This is a genomic window from Pseudotabrizicola sp. (assembly GCF_030656345.1).
GTDB lineage: Bacteria > Pseudomonadota > Alphaproteobacteria > Rhodobacterales > Rhodobacteraceae > Pseudotabrizicola.
On sequence record NZ_JAUSNR010000023.1, the window covers coordinates 40,387 to 58,668 of the forward strand.

The following is an 18,282-nucleotide window of genomic DNA, read 5'->3' on the forward strand; positions in this document are numbered from 1 at the left end:
CGGACCCTATATCTGGCCCATAAGCAAACGCAACGCGAGAGGGACATGACCATGACGATTTCTGTGGGCGACACGCTGCCAGAGGCCACCCTGATCAAACTTGGCGCCAACGGGCCGGAACAGGTGTCGCTGCAAGATCTGGCCAAAGGCCGCAAACTGGTGTTGTTCGCCGTGCCCGGTGCCTTCACGCCGACCTGCCATTCGGCCCATGTGCCCAGCTTCATCCGCACCAAGGATCAGTTCACCGCCAAGGGCGTTGATGACATCATCTGCGTCTCGGTCAACGACCCCTTCGTGATGAAGGCCTGGGGCGAGGCGACCGGGGCCACCCCCGCCGGGGTCACCATGCTGGCCGATGCTGACAGCAGCTTTACCAAGGCGATGGGCCTCGACTTCTCCGCCGCGCCCGCCGGGCTGATCGCGCGGTCGAAACGTTATGCGCTTTACGCCGAAGATGGCGTGGTCAAGCAGCTGCATCTGGAAGAGTCCCCCGGCACCTGTGACATCTCGGGCGGCGAGGCGCTTCTGGCCGCGATCTGACCCGTCAGACCACCGCCTGCCCTCCCCCTCGGGGGGAGGGTTCAGGCGCTGCGGGCGCTGTCGCAAAGCCGCCCGCTCAATACCCCGCCGCCTTGTCCATCCGCCGCGCCAGATCCAGGTCCAGCTTTGTCAGCCCGCCCGCATCATGCGTGGTCAGCCGCACCTTGACGGTGCGGTACACGTTCGACCATTCGGGGTGATGGTTCAGCGCCTCGGCGTCATCGGCGACTTTGGTCATGAAGGCAAAGGCCTGCTTGAAATCCTTGAACAAAAACGTCTTGTCCAGCGCGTCCTTGCCCTCGGCCATCTTCCACCCGGTGCCGAACAGCGGCAGCAGGGTGGATCGGTCCAGCTCTGTCTTGTCTGTCATGTCATCTGATCCTGTCTGCAAATTGCTCAAATCCCCTGTCCCGCGCGGTCAGTCCTCGGATTGCACCCGGCGGAACGGGCCGTATTGGGTCAGCACCTCGATCTCTTCATCCACCGCGCGGCGTTCTTCGTGCAGATACCGCTCTACCGCGTCGCGAAAGCCCGCATCCGCAATCCAGTGCAGCGAATGCACCGGCGTCGGCAGATAGCCGCGCGCCAGTTTGTGTTCCCCCTGCGCGCCAGCCTCTACCCGCTGCAACCCATTGGCAATCGCCCAGTCAATCGCCTGATAATAGCACAGCTCGAAATGCAGGCAGGGGTGATCTTCGGCACAGCCCCAATAGCGGCCGAACAGCACATCGCGCCCGATGAAGTTCAGCGCCCCGGCCACCGGGCGCGTGCCGTCAAAGGCCAGCACCAGCAGAATATCGTCGCGCATCGTGTCGTGAAACCGGCTGAACGCCTTGCGGGTCAGATAGGGCGTGCCCCATTTGCGCGCGCCGGTATCCTGATAAAATTCCCAGAACGCATCCCAATGCGCAGGTTCAATCGCGTCCCCGGTCAGCGCCCGGATGGTCAGCCCCGACGCCCGGGCCGTCTCGCGCTCCTTGCGGATCATCTTGCGCTTGCGGCTCGACAGCTGGGCAAGGAAAGCGTCAAACGTCGCGTAGCTATTGTTTTCCCAATGAAACTGCTGCGTCACCCGGTGCAGCACACCCTCCACCCCGGCCAAGGCCTCGGCCTCTTCGCCGGTGCAGAACGTCACATGCAAGGATGACAGCCGGTTCTTTGCCGCGACCGAAACCGCCGCCGCCAGCAACAGTTCGCGGTGCGCGGCGTCGCCCAGAAACCGCCGCCCCGTCGCCGGGGTGAACGGCACCGCAATCTGCAACTTGGGGTAATACCGCCCGCCCGCGCGCTCAAACGCCTGCGCCCAGCCGTGGTCGAAAATATACTCGCCCTGCGAATGCCCTTTCGCATACATCGGCACCGCTGCCACGATCCGCCCGTCTTCGCGCAGCACCAGCGGATGCGCAGTCCAGCCGGTGCCCGTCCCGGTCGATCCCGAAAGCTCCAGCGCGCTCAGAAACCGATAGGTGGTGAACGGGTCCACAGGCCGCCCCAAAACCTGTTCTGGGGCCGCCACCGCATCCCATTCGGCGGCGTCAATCTCGGTCAGGCTTTGGTGCAGGGTGATTTCGGTCATCGATCCGTCATTCCGGGCGTGCCCGCTTAGACTGTGCCGCGCGCCCGCAAATTCAAGCGGGCAGCGCGCTCAGATAGCCCTCAAACGTCACATTCGCCGCAATCTGCCGCGCCATCGCCTCTTGTTCGGGCGTGCGGATGGTCCAGCACAGCACCGGCACCCCCGCCGCCCGCAACTCCAGCACCCGTGGGCGGGTCAGGTCATTGCCCTGATGGCTGATGAAGGACGCGCCCACCCGGTCAAAATCCGGGATCTCGCGCAGATGCGCGCACACCTCGGCGGGCAAAGGCGCCCAGTCGTCCGGATCATAGGCCGATGTCGTCAGCCCCCGCGCCACATCGGGTGCCAGCCGCGCCATCTGCGCCATGGCATGCGGGTTGAACGACATCACCGCCACCGCGCCGCCATACCCGGCCAAAGCGTCCGCCACCGAAGCCTCCAGCCGTCCGTCAGTCTCGGCCATCGCGCCGGTCTGATCCTTGATCTCGATCAGCAGCGGCACACGGCCCGCAACCATGCCCAGCACCGCCTGCAGGGTCGGAATGGTGTCGTTGCCCCCGGTCAGCCCGATGCCGCCCAGCTCCGCCGCCGTGCGGGCGCTCACCGGCCCGCGCGCGGCGGTCAGCCGGTCAAGATCATCATCATGAAACACCATCGCCACGCCATCGGCGGACAGCTGCACATCAACCTCAATGGCATAGCCCGCGGCCACCGCCGCGCGGATCGCGGCAGGGCTGTTCTCGATCCGCCCTTGTGCCCGGTCATGCAACGCGCGGTGCGTCACCGGCAGGCGCAGGAAACCGGCGGGCAGGGCGGGGCGTGTGATCTCAGGCAATCTCGAACACCGCTTCAATCTCCACTGCCACGCCAAACGGCAAAGACGCCGCCGACACCGCAGACCGCGCGTGCCGCCCGGCATCTCCCAAGACCGCGACCATGAAATCTGACGCGCCGTTGATCACGCGTGGCTGGTCCACGAAATCGGGGCCCGAGTTCACGAACCCCACCAGCTTGACCAGCCGCACCACGCGGTCCATCTCGCCGCCCGTCGCCGCCTTCACCTGCGCCAGCAGGGAGATCGCACAGGCCTTCGCCGCCTCGGCCCCCTGTTCGACACTCAGATCCGCGCCCAGCTTGCCCTTGATCATGCCGCCGGAATTCTGGCTGATCTGGCCCGAGATGAACACCTGTTTGCCACTGATCACCCAAGGCACATAATTCGCTGCAGGGGCCGGCGCGTCGGGCAGGGTGACGCCCATTTCGGCAAGGCGGGCTTCGATCTTCGACATCAGGGTATCCTCCATCAGGTTTGCCGCAGGCTAACGGCCCCGCCCGGCGGCGGCAAGGCCGCTTGGCCCGCAGATCCGGTTATCACAAGACATATCAACAGCGTCTGTCCGGTCACAACCCTGCCCGAAACCCGCATCCCCGCCATGGGTGCGTTGTAATTTGGCGCCCCGGCCTATATCAAAACCAAAGACAGCAGACCGACACTCCGGGCCGCCCCGCGCAACAGCGCCCGGCCTGCGGGCATAAAGGATTGGCCGTGACCCCTATGTTTTCTCTCGCCTCCCCGCTGCCCTCCCGCATTCTGGCCCCCTCCCGCATCCTCGCCTGTGCCGCGCTGGTCCTGCTGGCCGCCTGCGCGCAAAAGCCTGTCCCCGCAGGGTTCAACGACCCGATGGAGGCGGACAACCGCCAGATCCACGACTTCAACCGCAGCGTCGACCGCACCATCCTGCGCCCGCTGTCCAGCAGCTTTGGCGATGGCCCCCCCGGCCCGGTCATGCAGGGCGTGATCAATTTTGCGCAGAACCTTGATGCGCCCGGTGCCGTGGTGAACAACCTGCTGCAGGGTCGCCCGCATCGTGCTGCTGAAAACACCCTGCGCTTTGCGCTCAACACCACTGTCGGCATCGGCGGGCTGTTTGACCCCGCCACCGCCATCGGCCTGCACGGCAGACCCACCGATTTCGGCGAAACCCTGCATGTATGGGGCGCGGGAGAGGGCAATTATGTCGAACTCCCGTTCTTCGGCCCCTCGACCGAACGCGATCTGGTCGGCATGATTGTCGATATCCCGCTGAACCCGCTGCGCTATGTCCTGCCCAAGCCGGAAGACAACATCGTGCCTCTGGCCAAGCTGGCATCAAGCGTTGGTGATCGGGCGCGCTATTCCGAAACCGTCGATTCTGTCTTATATGACAGTGCAGACAGCTATGCGCAGTCCCGCCTGCTGTATCTGCAATACCGTCGCTTTCAACTGGGGCAGACCACCGGAGAAGCCGGGGATGATGCCTTTGAGGACCCGTATGAGGATATCTATGGCGAATGACAGGCTGATCATCACACGTCGCGGCTTTGGCATCGGTCTGGTCGGCGGCGCCGCCGCACTGGCCCTGCCGCTGCCCGCCGCCGCGCTGACCGTCGATCAGGCCCGTGCGCTGGTGGGCAAGGCTGTTGCCGATGTGAACACCACGATCAACTCGGGCAAATCCGCCGCCGCGATGTATGGCGATTTTGAACGGATCTTCAGCCGCTACGGCGACGTGCCCACCATTGCCCGTTCAGCCCTCGGGCCCGCCGCGCGCGGTGCCTCTTCCGCGCAGATGACCGCCTTTACCAAAGCCTACCAAAGCTACATCGCCCGCAAATACGGTGCCCGCTTCCGCGAATTCATCGGCGGCCAGATCGAGGTGACGGGCGCCCGCCCGGTCAAATCCTATTTCGAGGTGATCTCGGTCGCAAAACTGCGCGGTCAGGCCCCGTTCGATTTGCGCTGGCACGTGTCGGACAGGTCGGGCAAGGACCTGTTCTTCAACATCATCATCGAAGGCGTCAACATGCTGGCCAGCGAACGCACCGAAATCGGCGCCATGCTCGACCGGCGGCGCGGTGATATCAACGGGCTGATCGAAGACATGAAATCGGCCTGAGGGGCGCGACACAGCAACGCCGGCCCCTGCGAATGCAGCGGGCCGGCGTTTTGTTGGGGGGGACGCCTGTGAACCTTCTGATCTGTCGAAGAGACTGGAGGAGTGCCTGCCACGAGTCGAAGGAAAAAAGAATAAACGTGTGCAATCTAGCTTAGAAATCTCTGAGCAAAAGCATCGAAATATTTGAGTTTTTCCATTTTGCGCTCCATGTCTGCGATCAGGTCTGCCTTGGAAATGCGCGACGCCTTTTCCATCACCTCATCACCAATGACTCCGTCGAAGTCACTGAAACTATCAGATTCCTCCCTGTAGTGAGCAAGCAAGCGACCGCAGAGTTCAATTCTTTCTCGACGCCATGATTTTTCACTCATGATGTGCTCCATTCTTGCTGATGGCCGTTGCTATGAAGAGGAGTATCCCATCCCAAGCGCCAATGGCCTCAGGCGCGGGAAACACGGCAACACATGCGAATACGATGAACCAAAAGGTTCGCGACACCGAAACTATAAGGGGGAAGATGGACTCCGCACAGAACACGCCCTTTCCGCAGTAGGCAAACCTACCGCAACAAGGATCGTGCACTTCCTATGCATGATCGATTTACGCGCCGCTCAAGAATACTCTATCTTATCGACACAAATCTTACCGTAGCGCGGACCGCGTTAAATTGCAATAATTTCCCCACGGAGAATGCGGGCACTCCCCACCCCCATGAGGCGTGGGGGTGGGGCCGCTTCATCCGCTGTGCGCAGCGCCTCAACCCCCCGCCCCTGCAAGGCTCAGTTCCCGAACACACCCAGCACGTCCTGCAAAATCTGGTCGGCCAGATTGCCCTCTACCGGGCCCTCGTTGATCCACTCCTGTGGCACCGGCCCGTCATAGATGATCACATCCTGCGCGGGCATCTCGGCCTGACCACCGGCCCAGTTGTCCTGCGCGCCACCCCAGTTATCCTGCGCTGCGGCGGCGGGCGATTGCCCGTCGGCCATCACGTTGGGCGACGGCGCATAGCCGCCCGGCGGGGTCTTCGGTTCCGGGATCAGCATGGCCAGCGGTTGCGGCCGCTGCCCGTCATGCACCCGCACCATCACCTCGCGCCAGATTTCCGCGGGCAGGCCGCCACCTGTCACGCCGGTCAGCGGCGCGTTGTCGTCATTGCCCATCCAGACCCCGGCCACATAATCGGCAGTAAAGCCCAGGAACCACGCATCGCGCGCGGCCTGCGTCGTGCCGGTCTTGCCCGCCGCCTGCCAGCCGGGCACTTTCGCCCGGGTCCCGGTGCCGGTCTCGATCACCCGGTTCATCATATAGGTCAGGTACAGCGCCGCATCCTCGCTGATCACCCGCTGCCCGACGCCCCCTGTGGCCCCCAGCAGCACGTCGTCTTCACCCTGCAACCGCAGCTCGACCAGCCCGTAGGGCGTCACCGACGACCCGCCGTTCAGAATGCCGGCATAGGCCCCCGACATCTCCAGCAAGGACGACTCCGACGCGCCAAGCGCCAGCGCCGGGCCATCGGCCAGCGCCGAGACGATGCCGAACCCGTTCGCCACCCGCCGCACCGCATCGCGCCCCACGGCTTCCGACACCCGCACCGCAGGGATGTTTCGGCTTTCGGCCAGCGCCTGGGACAGCGTGATCATGCCCTTGAACTGGTTGTCGTAGTTCTTCGGCGTCCATGCCCCCGATCCGGGGATGTTGATCGTCAGCGGCGTGTCTTCCACATAATCCGCCGGGGTAAAGCCCAGATCCATCGCCGCCGCATAGGCAAACGGCTTGAAGCTCGACCCGGTCTGCCGCTTGGCCTGTGTGGCGCGGTTGAAGCTGCCCGCCGCCACCGCCTCGCGCCCGCCGACCATGGCGCGCACCGCCCCGTCAGCCGACATGACCACAATCGCCGCCTGTGCCTTCGACCCCGATTTCACCTTGGTCTCAAAGATGAACTTCAGCGCCTCTTCCGACGCCTTCTGCAACCGCTGGTCCAGCGTGGTGCGGATGATCACATCCTCGGTCGTGCTCGACGACAGAAAGCTGGGCGTCGATTCCATCACCCAATCGGCAAAGGCCCCGCCGGATTGCGTTTCCGCCGCCTTGGACAACCGGGCCGGGTTGGCCCGCGCATCCGCCGCCTGCGCGGCGGTCAGGTAGCCCTGTTCCTGCATCAGCCCGACGACAATATTCGCCCGTTCCTGCGACCGCAGCAGATTGTTGGTCGGCGCAAAGCGCGAGGGCGCGGTCAGCAGGCCCGCCAGCATCGCGGCCTCAGCCGGGCCAACCTCATTGGCGGATTTGCCGAAGTAGCGCTGCGCCGCCGCCTCAAACCCGCGTGCGCCGGCCCCCATATAGGTGCGGTTGAGATAGATCGTCAGGATCTGCTCTTTGGTGTACTTGACCTCCATCGCCATGGCGTAGGGGATCTCTTTGACCTTGCGCCAGACCCCGCCGCTGCGGCAGTCCTGTTCGTAGGCGGCCTCATTCTTCCAGTCTGCCGGGTTGTAGGGCACGCCGATACACAGCAGCTTGGCGACCTGCTGGGTGATGGTCGACCCGCCGTTGCCCGACAGTGGCCCGCGCCCTTCGCTCAGGTTGATGCGCACAGCGCCCGCAATGCCACGCGGGCTGATGCCGAAGTGGCTGTAGAACCGCCGGTCCTCCGTCGCGATCACCGCGTTGCGCAGGTGGGGCGAGACGTTCTCTGCCGTGATCTGGCCGCCAAAGGTTTCCCCGCGCCAGGCAAAGACCTGGCCTTCGCGGTCCAGCATGGTGACAGACCCGCGCGCCCGGCCGTCCAGCAGCTCGGTCACGGCGGGCAACTGGCTGTAGAAATAGAACACGGTCAGCGCCAGCACCATGCCAAGCACCGCGCCCACCCGCCAGGTCACGCCCCACAGCACCCGCCAGATCAGCCGCCACAGGCCAAGGATCAGCCCCACGATCAGCCCATGCTGGCGTCGTGGCTTGCGCGGCGCAGGCTTGCGGGGGGCAGGTTTGCGTGGCGGGCCGCCGCCAGAGCCGGATCCGGCACCTGTCGTCTGCGCGTAGCGCTTGTCCGCGGTCAGAGTCCCGCGCCCTTTGCCCGATGTCGCCATAAGCCTGCCCAACCGTTTTAAATGGTCTCTTTTCGCCGACTCTAGCCCGGATCGCAGGGATTGTGGAGAGCGCCACTTAACGATTCGGATATGTGATGTGCATAATATTTAATCAAACCGCACAATAAGTATAAAATTTGTGCAGAAAGCCGCGCTTTCAGGCAAACATCCGCCGCCCGTTTCTTGTTCTGCCCGTTCGAAAGGCGGCTTGTTGTCTGCAAGGGCCCACCCCCGGGCCCCACAGAAACGAAGGGGAAGGACGTGAAACTAATCATTGCAGCAATCAAGCCGTTCAAGCTGGAGGAAGTGCGCGAAGCACTGACCACCATCGGGGTACGCGGCATGATGGTCACCGAGATCAAGGGTTTCGGCAGCCAGTCTGGACATACTGAAATCTATCGCGGCGCCGAATATGCCGTGAACTTCGTGCCGAAAGTCCGGCTGGAAATCGTGGTCAGTGACAGCCTTGCAGATTCGGTTGTCGAAACGATCCGGGTGACCGCGAAAACCGACAAGATCGGCGATGGCAAGATCTTCGTGCTGGATGTCCAGCATGCCGTGCGCGTGCGCACAGGTGAAATCAATGACGATGCGCTCTGACGCGTTGGGGACAGGGGAAACGCAAAGATGAACACTTCGATGAAACTTTCTGGCATCGCGACACTGGGTGTGTCGCTGTTCGCCAGCCTGCCTGCCTGGGCGCAGGAGGTCACCGCCGAGGCGGCCGAGGTTGTGGCGGAAGCCGCTCCGGCAGTCATTGATAACGCCTTTATTTTCAACACGCTGCTGTTCCTGATCGGCGGCTTTCTGGTGTTCTGGATGGCGGCCGGTTTTGCCATGCTCGAAGCCGGGCTGGTCCGTTCGAAAAACGTCACCATGCAGCTGACCAAGAACATCGCGCTGTTTTCCATCGCGTCGATCATGTACTGGATCGTCGGCTACAACCTGATGTACCCGGGCGATGCCTGGACCATGACCGGCTATGTCGGTCAGCTGTTCTCGGCCAAGTCTCTGGCCGGTGACCCGGATGTCGCGACCGGCTATTCGGTTGCATCCGACTTCTTCTTCCAGCTGATGTTCTGCGCCACCACCGCGTCGATCGTGTCGGGCACCTTGGCCGAGCGTATCAAGCTGTGGCCGTTCCTGATCTTCACCGTCGTGCTGACCGGGTTCCTTTACCCGATTGAAGCCTCCTGGCAGTGGGGCGGCGGCTGGTTGTCAGAAGCGGGCTTCTCTGACTTTGCCGGATCGACCCTTGTTCACGCAGCAGGCGGCTTTGCAGCCCTTGCCGGTGCGCTGATCCTGGGGCCGCGTCTGGGCAAATACACCAAGGAAGGCCGCGTCAACCCGATGCCGGGCTCCAACCTCGCCCTTGCCACACTGGGCACGTTCATCCTGTGGCTGGGCTGGTTCGGTTTCAACGGCGGCTCGCAGCTGGCTCTGGGCACCGAGGCTGATGCCAATGCTGTCTCGATCATCTTTGCCAACACCAACATGGCCGCGTCTGCCGGTGCTGTCTCCGCGCTGATCCTGTCGCAGCTGATCTACAAAAAGGTCGACCTGACCATGGTGCTGAACGGCGCTCTGGCTGGCCTTGTGTCGATCACCGCCGGGCCGCTTGACCCGACGCTGTTCGGTGCGCTGTGGATTGGTGGCATCGGTGGCGTGATCGTTCTGGTCGTCGTGCCACTGCTCGACAAGCTGAAGATCGACGATGTGGTCGGTGCGATCCCGGTTCACCTTGTGGCTGGTTTCTGGGGCACCATGGCAGTTCCGTTCTACACCGACGGCACCAGCTTTGGCACGCAGCTCCTGGGCTTTGCCGCCATCGGCATCTTCATGATGGTGACCTCGGCCATCGTCTGGTTCATCCTCAAGGCAACCATGGGTCTGCGTCCAACCCAGGAAGACGAGATGATGGGTCTGGACAAGGCCGAACTGGGTCTCGAAGCGTACCCCGAGTTTACCAAGGGCTGATCACCTCCTCCCGATTGGTCCGAAGTCTGGCCCGAACCGCAAGGTTCGGGCCTTTTTTTGCCCGCAACCACCGCGCATGAAAAAGCCCGCGACCAGCGCGGGCTTTTCAACACTCAAGGGCCGGTGCAATCAGCCAGACACCTTCGCAATCGCCGCCGCCAGTATCGGCACCGTGCGGGCGTTCAGCCCGGCAATGTTGATCCGGCTGTCGCCCACCATGTAAATCCCGTGCTCATCGCGCAGCACATTGACCTGCGCCTCGGTCAGGCCAAGGCGGCTGAACATGCCGCGATGATCCGCCACAAAGTCAAAACGGTCGGAATTGGTGGCGCGGCGCAGCTCCTCCGCCAGCGTCTTGCGCAGGGTCAGCATGTTCAGCCGCACCTCCTCCAGCTCCGCCTTCCAGTCGGCGCGCAGCGCGTCATCTTCCAGAATCATCGTCACCAGCCGCGCGCCGTGATCGGGCGGAAAGCTGTAGTTCTGCCGGTTCAGGAACGCGAGGTTGCCCTGCACCACCGCCCGCCGCGCAGGCTCGGTCAGCGCGATCAGCACCCCCGTCCGCTCGCGGTAAATTCCGAAGTTCTTCGAGCATGACGCCGCAATCAGCACTTCCGGGAACCGCGCCGCGATCATCCGGGTCGCCGCGGCATCTTCCTCCAGCCCGTCACCAAAGCCCTGATAGGCCAGATCGATGAACGGCACAGCACCCCGCGCCTCCAGCACATCCGCCACCTGTGCCCATTGACCGGCGGTAAAGTTCGCGCCCGTAGGGTTGTGGCAGCAGCCGTGCAGCAGCACGATATCGCCCGCAGCCACCTTCCCCAGATCTTCCAGCACACCTGCGAAATCCACGCCGCGCGTCTCGGCGTCAAAATAGCGGTACTCGGCCATCTTCATGCCAAGGTATCTGATAATCGACGGATGGTTCGGCCAGGTCGGGTTCGACAGCCACACCGTCGCCCCCGGCGACGCCATCCTGATCAGCTCCAGCGCCTGACGAATGGCCCCGGTGCCGCCCGGTGTCGCCACCGATGCCGCGCGGTCGCCATACCCGGCACCCAAAATCATCCCCACCATCGCCGCGTTATAGGCAGGCTCGCCTGCCAGCCCGGTGTAGGATTTGGTGACCTCCACCTCCCACAGCTTCTTCTCCGCCGCCTTCACCGCCCGCATCACCGGGGTCAGCCCGGTCGCGTCCTTGTAGACACCAACGCCAAGGTCGATCTTGGTGTCGCGCGGGTCATCGCGGTACATCGCGATCAGTTGCAGGATCTTGTCCTGCGGTTGCGGGTTCAGAGCTTCCAGCATTGGCCTATCCTTTGGCGACGGCAAGATCTTCGTACATGCCCCATTCGGACCATGATCCGTCATAGAGCGCATGGCTGCGGTGCCCGATCCGTTCCAGCGCAAGGGAAAGGATCGCAGCCGTAACTCCCGACCCGCAAGAGGTGATGGCAGGGCGCGACAAATCCACCCCCGCCGCCTCAAACACGGCCTTCAGCTCGGCAGGCCCCTTCATGGTGCCATCACCATTCAGCAGCGTGCCGAACGGCACGTTCTTTGACCCCGGAATATGCCCAGACCGCAACCCGGCCCGTGGCTCCGCCACCTCACCACGAAAACGCGCAGCAGCGCGGGCATCAATGATCTCGGCCTGCGCCAGCTTGGCGGCATGGGCCACCTGCGTCACATCCTTGACCAGCTGGTTCTGGCGGCTGACGGTCATGTGCCGGTCGCGCACCACGGGGGCTACGTCTTCCACCTCGCGCCCCTCGGCCAGCCATTTGGGCAGCCCGCCATCCAGCACCGCCACATCCATCTTGCCCATCAGCCGGAAGGTCCACCAGACCCGCGCGGCCGAGAACAGGCCCGAACCATCATAGACCACCACCTGATGCCCGTCGCCCACACCCATGGCGCGCATCCGGCTCATGAACTTTTCCACCGGCGGGGCCATGTGGGGCAGGGAGGACCGCTGGTCGCTGATCTCGTCAATGTCGAAAAACCGCGCGCCGGGAATATGCGCTGCGGCATACTCCGCCCGCGCATCCCGGCCCTGATCGGGCATGAACCACGACGCATCCAGCACCCGCAGATCCGGGTCTTTCAGATGCGCCGCCAGCCAGCCGGTCGACACCAGCGTTCTGGGGTCATCAAGGGGCGAGGGTGTCACAAGGCTTGTCATGCATCAGGCTCCGCGCGGGTCAGACCTCGCATATATCGGCAGGGGCAGTCAGGGCAAGGGCGCAGGTGCCGGGGGCGTGGTTTTGGCAGGCGGGCGGGCGTGGGGTCTGAGGGTAAATGGGAGGTGGGCCCATCCGGATCACCTGGAACAACACCTTCCCCGCGCATTGCATGGAGCTTTGCTTCGCGGGGCTGGCTGTTGTTCGCTGCGGCAGTGACCAGTGTCTCTCTGAGGTGTAGAGTGGAATGGCGGCATTAGGCACTAGACGATGAACTTGATTTCCTCAGCTCCGCCTAGGTTGAGGTGACGACTATTCGGACCGCTGATCAATCGTAGGCAGCGGATAGAAGCGTGTGGCGATCTCGGTGTTACGCGCTTCGACCATGACATCGTGTAAGAACTTTTGCCTTGCCACCAGTTTTATACAAAGCAGACCCGAAGCATCGTACGTTTCGAGACGGACAAGGTGATCGTCACCAAAATCGATATAGACGGGTGCGGCGGCATCAAGCCAGACGCGTCTCGGTCTGACCCAATCATACTGGTGGTGCCCGCGATAAGCTTGGTTGACTTGATCCTCGATGTCACCAATGCCGTGAATCCATACAGACTTGACGGCTGCTTTTGAAGCCCCCGGATGCTCTTGCAGGTATTCCGACCACCGGAAAAACATGCCGCGGTTCGCGCCATGCATGTGTCGTTTGGCTTTGGACCAAACGAGGTCTTTTGCAATTTCAGACTCAGGCGCTGGCAGTAGGTGATAGATGTCGAAGTTATCCCGGAAGCCGCGCCCATCAATGACCCAAACCAGGTTGCTGTAAAAGGTTTCACGTGCCGTCCGCTCCGCGTCGGTCATCGCTGAGTGCTGGATCTCAATGTAGATCCCCGTTGGGGTCTTAATATCTGCCCTGTGGACTTCTCCATCAGGAGCGACATGGTGGATTTCTCGGCACTCGGGCGGGAACTGGTTCTTCCACTGCCGATGCCACTCGGTTTCGTTCTCCCACCACGGATCGCAATCACGACGACCAGCATGTGCCCAATGGTGGATGATCCGTGGACCGCATTTGGCGATGAGGGGAGCTCCGCACGTGGGACATTGGCCACGTCCGGCCGGAAAGGCTTCTGTTCTAACACCATTGACGAGCGCGAATTGCATCGGGTGACTATAGCATTTTGAGTGGTGAGTTAGAAGGCGGGAACGCCCTTCATGCCCTACGCACACACGTCATGACGTTTGCCATACGCAAACCATACGCAGAGCATACGCCCGCCATACCCGCAAACAACCGCGTCCAGCCCACCCCAAGGCCGCCCGGGCAGCGGCCTCAATCCCGGTGGTTCTGCTTCATGATGCGGGCCTTCTGCCGGTCCCAGTCGCGCTTGGCGCTGGTCTCGCGCTTGTCGGCCTGCTTTTTGCCCTTGGCGACGCCCAGCTTGATCTTCACGATGCCGCGCTCGTTGAAATACATCTTGATCGGCACGATGGTCATGCCTTCGCGCGCGGTCGAATTCCACAGCCGCGCCAGTTCTCGCTTTGAAACCAATAGCTTACGGCGGCGGCGTTCGTCATGGCTGTCCCAGTGGTTCGACTGGGTATAGGGCGCGATATAGCCGTTGATCAGCCACAATTCGCCGCCCTCAACGCTCGCATAGCTGTCGCCGATGTTCGACCCGCCCTTGCGCAAGGACTTCACCTCGGACCCTTGCAGCATGATCCCGGCTTCCAGATCGGATTCGATATGGTAATCAAACCGCGCGCGGCGATTCTCGGCAATCAACTTGGAATTGGGATCGGACAACTTAACCATCCGTTCCACATAAGCGCGCCGCAAGCCCAAGTCCAGATGGCGGAGCGCGCTGACGGCAACTCAGGCCACAGGCCTTTGCCGGTTCCCCCGGATAAGCGTGTAAATTCCAGAGCTTACAATCAGAACCGACCCGGCCAGCGTCGCCAGATCGGGCCGCTCACCAAACACCATCATCGCCAGACCCATGGCAAACACCAGCCGCACATAGCGGAACGGGGTGACAAAACCGATCTCGCCGGTCCGCATCGCCGAGGTCAGCGCATGATACCCCAGCACCGCAAACAGCGCGGTGCCAGCCAGCAAACCCCACCCCCGCGCATCCGGCCAGACCGCCCCTCCGGTCCAGCCAAGAATGATCACGCCCGCCAAGGCGAGCATGGCAAACCCCGCCACCCCTAACTGTCTGTTCGACATCACTTTTGGCGCGGCCCGCGTCGCCAGATCGCGGCCGGCAAAGCCCAGCATCCCCGCCACCGCCAGCAAGGACAGCGCCGAAAACCCGTCCATCCCCGGTCTTAAGATGATGATAACGCCCACAAATCCGACCGCCACCGCCGACCAGCGCCGCCAGCCCACCCGCTCGCCAAAAAACAGCGCAGCACCCCCGACCACCACCAAGGGCGAAGCCTGCAGAATGGCCGATGTGGTCGAAAGCGGCGTCAGCGCAATGGCCAGAGCGTAGAACAAGCGTCCAGACACCTCAAACCCCGACCGGATCGCCAGCCCGCGCGTGCGCAGGGCCGGGTGAAACGCAGGCTCCCCCCGCTGCCGCGCCATCAGCGCAAAGACCGTCAGGCCCACCAACCCCACGATCAGCACCGCCTGACCCATCGGCATCACCCGGGCGCTGGCTTTCAGCAGCATATCCTCTACGGCGAACCCCGCCATCGACAGGGTCATGAACGCCGCACCGCGCAGATTGTCGTTCTGAAACATCGTCGTGCCGCCCCCATGTGGTCCCGCCTGTGTGGGCCTGTGGCAAAGGGCCGTCAAGATGCGGCAGGCGCGCCCCTGTAGCGCCAGACCTGCTTAAATATTCTCGGGGGTGAATTGGCGCTTGCACCAAGAGGGGGGCAGACAGCCCCCCTATGTCCGGTCAGCCCGGAGCGCGGCTGGTCAGTTCAACAGCCCGGCATGGCGCATAGCCACCTTGATCTTGTCTTTGGTGCCATCCGTCAGCGCCACCAGCGGCAAACGCACCTCTTCCGTGCAGCGGCCCAGCAGCGACAGGCCGTATTTGGCCCCGGCCAGCCCCGGTTCGATAAAGATCGCCTCATGCAGCGGCATCAGCCGGTCCTGGATCTGCAGGGCGGTGCGGTAGTCGCCAGCCAGCGTGGCGTTCTGGAATTCGGCGCACAGGCGCGGGGCGACGTTGGCCGTCACCGAAATACACCCGGTGCCGCCATGGGCGTTGAACCCCAACGCGGTGGCATCCTCGCCCGACAACTGGATGAAATCCTTACCACAAGTCTCGCGCTGCATAGATACGCGCTCGATCTTGCCGGTGGCATCCTTGACCCCGATCAGGCGCGGCAGTTTTGCCAGCGTGCCCATGGTTTCGGGCGACATGTCCACCACCGACCGGCCCGGAATGTTGTAGATGATGATCGGCAGGGTGCAGCAATCATGCAGCGCGGTGTAATGTGCGATCAGCCCGGCCTGCGTCGGTTTGTTGTAATAGGGCGTCACCACCAGTGCTGCATCGGCACCCACCCGTTCGGCATGGCGGATCAGGCGGATGCCTTCGACCGTGTTGTTCGACCCGGCACCCGCAATCACCGGCACGCGGCCGGCGGCAAATTTCACCACCGCCTCGATCACCGCCTCGTGCTCTTCATGGCTCAGCGTCGGGCTTTCGCCGGTGGTGCCCACTGGCACCAGCCCGTGTGAGCCTTCGGCAATCTGCCAGTCAACCAGCTTTTTCAGCGTATCCAGATCGAGTTCGCCGTTCTTGAACGGCGTAACCAAGGCGGGGATGGACCCTTTGATCATGGCACGCAGACTCCTGTTGACGCGACCTTTGGTATCCGAGTCGCTTGGCTGAAAATCCTGACTTGATTATCCGGGGCACAGCGGAATGCCAAGCGTGGCATTTTGCGGCCCGGTCAGGGTGTTCTCTGACAGGATCGTGGGTTGTCGGCCCCGGCCCGATCAGGCAGAATCCGCCGCATGAGCAGAAGAGCAAAAAACACGATCACTGGCCTGCTGGCCCCTCTCGCGCTTGCACTGGTGCTGAGCGCACCTGTCAGGGCAGATGAAACGCAGGCGATGCAGCAGGTTCTGGCCCGCATCGCGGCGAAAGACTGGGCCGGTGCCACCGCCATCGCCCCGCACGCGGTGGCGCGCGATCTGGTGGTCTGGAGCCAGCTGCGCGCGGGCGACGGTCTGCTGGGCGATTACGAATCCTTCCTGCAACGCCGCCCCGACTGGCCGGGCCTGCCCTTCCTGCACCAAAAGGGCGAAACCGCCGTCGCGCGGTCCACCTCGCCCGAACGGGTTGTCGCCTATTTTGCCGGAACCACGCCGAAAACCGGCGAGGGAGCGGTGGCGCTGATCCGCGCGCTTCAGGCACTTGGCCGGACCGATCAGGCCGAAGACCGGGCAATGCAGGCCTGGTCCGATCTGGTGCTGTCTCCCCAGGACGAGGCGGCCTTGCTTGACATTGCGCCGAAATCCGTCGCGTTGGTGCATGAACTGCGGATGGACCGCCTGCTCTGGCAGGAACGCCGCGTTGAGGCGCAGCGCCTGCTGCCGCGCCTGCCCGCCGACTGGCAGGCCTTGGCCAGGGCGCGGATGGCGTTGCAGACTGGGGCCGATGGCGTGAACGCGCTGATCAACGCGGTCCCGGCCAGCCGCGCCGGTGATCCGGGTCTGGCGTTCGACCGCTTCATCTGGCGCATGAAGCGCGACATGTATGACGAAGCGCTGCCGCTGATCCTTGACCGCAGCGCCTCTGCCGCCGCCTTGGGTGATCCGCAGGCCTGGGCCGCGCGCAGGGCGGTGCTGACCCGCTGGCTGTTGCGCCAGAACCGCCCGGCCGAAGCCTATCGCGTGGCCTCTGCCCACCATCTGACATCCGGCGCAGGCTATGCGGATCTGGAGTTTCTGTCCGGCTTCATCGCCCTGCGCCGCCTGAACGACCCCACCCGCGCGCTGGAGCATTTCCGCCATCTGGAGGCGGGGGTGGCCACCCCGATTTCACTGTCGCGCGCGCTGTACTGGCAGGGCCGCGCGCAAGAGGCGGCGGGTGCCCGCGATGCGGCGCAACGCGCCTACAGCGCCGCTGCCCGGCATCAGACCGCGTATTACGGCCTTCTGGCCGCCGAAAAACTGGGCCAGCAGCTGGACCCGGCGCTGATCAGCACCAAACGCCCGCCAGACTGGCGGCAGGCGGCATGGACGGGATCATCGGTGCATCAGGCCGCCCTGCTGGCCTTTCGCGCGGGCGACCGTAATCTGGCCAAGCGGTTCTGGCTGCATCTGGCCGAAGGCCTCGACTCCACTGGTCTGGACCAGTTGGGCGATATGGCCTTGGCCCTGAACCAGCCGCATATCGCCGTTCTGGTCGGCAAACACGCGGCAGAGCGCAGCGTGATCCTGCCGCGCGCCTATTACCCGGTGACAGATCTGGTGCCCGACGGCCTTGCCGTCAGCCGCGCCTTTGCCTTGTCGATTGCCCGGCGTGAAAGTGAATTTGAACCCACTGCCCGGTCTACCGCCGATGCCCGCGGGCTGATGCAGCTGCTGCCCGGCACGGCGAAGATGATGGCAAGCAAACTGTCTTTGCCGTTTGAAGAAGGCCGCCTGACCCGCGACCCCGGCTACAACGCGACCCTCGGCAGCGCCTATCTCAGACAGTTGATTGACGAATTCGGCCCCTCTATCGCGCTGGTCGCCTCTGGCTACAACGCCGGACCGGGGCGCCCGCGCCGCTGGATCACCGAATATGGCGATCCCCGTAGCCCCGATGTCGATGTCATCGATTGGGTGGAATCCATCCCCTTCACCGAGACCCGCACCTATGTGATGCGGGTGGTCGAAGGCGTCATCCTCTACCGTGCCAAATTGCGCGGCACCCCCGGCCCGGTCCGCGTCACCGCCGAACTCAAGGGCTGACCTTACTGGCCATTGCACCTTTCTGAAATACTCCCGCCGGAGGCGCCCGCCG

The 18,282-nt window shown here is 63.4% G+C and carries 18 protein-coding genes; 6 read left to right on the plus strand and 12 right to left on the minus strand.

The features are described 5' to 3' along the window. Window positions 1-51 precede the first annotated feature (51 nt). Entirely contained in the window at window positions 52-540 is a 489-nt protein-coding gene (locus tag Q7J44_RS13065) for a peroxiredoxin (protein ID WP_304880559.1), read from the plus strand. 76 nt (window positions 541-616) lie between these two features. Here Q7J44_RS13065 and Q7J44_RS13070 read toward each other — a convergent pair whose 3' ends face one another. From Q7J44_RS13070 to Q7J44_RS13085, 4 genes are read right to left on the minus strand one after another with little or no spacing between them, the layout of a single operon-like run. Beyond that, window positions 617-910 carry a 4a-hydroxytetrahydrobiopterin dehydratase gene (locus tag Q7J44_RS13070; protein ID WP_304880561.1) on the minus strand — a complete coding sequence of 98 codons (294 nt, stop codon included), beginning with the start codon at window positions 908-910 and terminating at the stop codon, window positions 617-619. A 48-nt stretch (window positions 911-958) separates the two neighbouring features. Further along, entirely contained in the window at window positions 959-2,116 is a 1,158-nt protein-coding gene (locus Q7J44_RS13075; RefSeq protein WP_304880562.1) for a GNAT family N-acetyltransferase, read from the minus strand. Between the two features lie 52 nt (window positions 2,117-2,168). Beyond that, a complete protein-coding gene (locus Q7J44_RS13080; protein ID WP_304880972.1) occupies window positions 2,169-2,942 on the minus strand; it encodes a glycerophosphodiester phosphodiesterase family protein in 774 nt (257 codons plus the stop codon). 1 nt (window position 2,943) lies between these two features. Continuing rightward, a complete protein-coding gene (locus Q7J44_RS13085; RefSeq protein WP_304880563.1) occupies window positions 2,944-3,405 on the minus strand; it encodes a RidA family protein in 462 nt (153 codons plus the stop codon). A 266-nt stretch (window positions 3,406-3,671) separates the two neighbouring features. Here Q7J44_RS13085 and Q7J44_RS13090 point away from each other — a divergent pair, with 266 nt between their 5' ends. Next, complete coding sequence (locus Q7J44_RS13090; protein WP_370693012.1) at window positions 3,672-4,451, plus strand: VacJ family lipoprotein; 780 nt, start codon at window positions 3,672-3,674, stop codon at window positions 4,449-4,451. Further along, window positions 4,441-5,052, plus strand: a complete 612-nt coding sequence (locus Q7J44_RS13095; protein ID WP_304880565.1) for a phospholipid-binding protein MlaC — start codon at window positions 4,441-4,443, stop codon at window positions 5,050-5,052. Before Q7J44_RS13090 ends, Q7J44_RS13095 begins: the two co-directional genes overlap by 11 nt. A 146-nt stretch (window positions 5,053-5,198) precedes the next feature. Here the strand turns inward: Q7J44_RS13095 and Q7J44_RS13100 are convergent, their stop codons facing one another. Together Q7J44_RS13100 and Q7J44_RS13105 are read right to left on the minus strand one after the other, a co-directional pair. Beyond that, a complete protein-coding gene (locus Q7J44_RS13100) occupies window positions 5,199-5,423 on the minus strand; it encodes a hypothetical protein (RefSeq protein ID WP_304880566.1) in 225 nt (74 codons plus the stop codon). 408 nt (window positions 5,424-5,831) lie between these two features. After that, complete coding sequence (locus Q7J44_RS13105; protein WP_304880567.1) at window positions 5,832-8,141, minus strand: transglycosylase domain-containing protein; 2,310 nt, start codon at window positions 8,139-8,141, stop codon at window positions 5,832-5,834. A gap of 261 nt (window positions 8,142-8,402) precedes the next feature. Here Q7J44_RS13105 and Q7J44_RS13110 point away from each other — a divergent pair, with 261 nt between their 5' ends. Beyond that, on the plus strand, window positions 8,403-8,741 hold the full coding sequence (locus tag Q7J44_RS13110) for a P-II family nitrogen regulator (protein ID WP_304880568.1): 339 nt from the start codon (window positions 8,403-8,405) through the stop codon (window positions 8,739-8,741). Between the two features lie 39 nt (window positions 8,742-8,780). Continuing rightward, complete coding sequence (locus Q7J44_RS13115; RefSeq protein ID WP_304880569.1) at window positions 8,781-10,118, plus strand: ammonium transporter; 1,338 nt, start codon at window positions 8,781-8,783, stop codon at window positions 10,116-10,118. A 129-nt stretch (window positions 10,119-10,247) separates the two neighbouring features. Here Q7J44_RS13115 and Q7J44_RS13120 read toward each other — a convergent pair whose 3' ends face one another. From Q7J44_RS13120 to dapA, 6 genes are all read right to left on the minus strand, one after another. Beyond that, on the minus strand, window positions 10,248-11,426 hold the full coding sequence (locus Q7J44_RS13120) for an amino acid aminotransferase (RefSeq protein ID WP_304880570.1): 1,179 nt from the start codon (window positions 11,424-11,426) through the stop codon (window positions 10,248-10,250). Window positions 11,427-11,430: 4 nt separating this feature from the next. Next, the gene (gene sseA / locus Q7J44_RS13125; protein WP_304880571.1) at window positions 11,431-12,303 is read right to left on the minus strand and encodes a 3-mercaptopyruvate sulfurtransferase; all 873 of its coding nucleotides are present in this window, start codon (window positions 12,301-12,303) and stop codon (window positions 11,431-11,433) included. A 310-nt stretch (window positions 12,304-12,613) separates the two neighbouring features. Further along, entirely contained in the window at window positions 12,614-13,462 is an 849-nt protein-coding gene (locus Q7J44_RS13130; protein WP_304880572.1) for a competence protein CoiA, read from the minus strand. Between the two features lie 169 nt (window positions 13,463-13,631). Continuing rightward, entirely contained in the window at window positions 13,632-14,114 is a 483-nt protein-coding gene (gene smpB / locus Q7J44_RS13135) for an SsrA-binding protein SmpB (RefSeq protein ID WP_304880573.1), read from the minus strand. Between the two features lie 60 nt (window positions 14,115-14,174). After that, window positions 14,175-15,050 (minus strand): DMT family transporter, encoded by an 876-nt coding sequence (locus tag Q7J44_RS13140; protein WP_304880574.1) that lies wholly within the window; start codon window positions 15,048-15,050, stop codon window positions 14,175-14,177. Between the two features lie 180 nt (window positions 15,051-15,230). Then, window positions 15,231-16,106 (minus strand): 4-hydroxy-tetrahydrodipicolinate synthase, encoded by an 876-nt coding sequence (gene dapA, locus Q7J44_RS13145; protein WP_304880575.1) that lies wholly within the window; start codon window positions 16,104-16,106, stop codon window positions 15,231-15,233. A gap of 177 nt (window positions 16,107-16,283) precedes the next feature. Between dapA and Q7J44_RS13150 the strand changes: the two genes are divergently transcribed. Next, window positions 16,284-18,230, plus strand: a complete 1,947-nt coding sequence (locus tag Q7J44_RS13150) for a transglycosylase SLT domain-containing protein (RefSeq protein ID WP_304880576.1) — start codon at window positions 16,284-16,286, stop codon at window positions 18,228-18,230. Window positions 18,231-18,282 lie beyond the last annotated feature (52 nt).